Consider the following 341-nt stretch of genomic DNA (forward strand, 5'->3'; position numbering starts at 1 on the left):
TCGGCGAGCCGTCCCTGCCGACCGTTGCGGGTCTCGGTCTCGAGCCGGTTGACGAGGTCGACGACGTTGTAGAAGCGTCCTCTGGCGCCATTGCGGATGCAACTTCTGGCGATGGCGATGGCCAGATGGGTCTTGCCAGTGCCGGTGCCGCCAACCAGCACGACGTTGCGTTGTTGGGCGATGAAGCCGCCGCCAGCGAGATCATTGACGAGAGTCTGATTGATCGGCGTGCCGTCGAACTGGACGTCGGCGATGTCCTTGGCGAGCGGCAGCTTGGCAATGGTGAGCTGGTATTTGATCGACCTGGCTTGCTTCTCGTTGATCTCGGCGTTGAGCAGGTC

Annotated in this window: 1 protein-coding gene; it reads right to left on the bottom strand. The window is 62.2% G+C overall.

What is annotated here, in order from left to right:
* On the bottom strand, positions 1 to 341 hold a 341-nt coding region (locus AC0L23_RS40115), incomplete at both ends, for an ATP-binding protein (RefSeq protein WP_473358441.1).

The organism is Bradyrhizobium sp. MI1.4 (assembly GCF_055811315.1).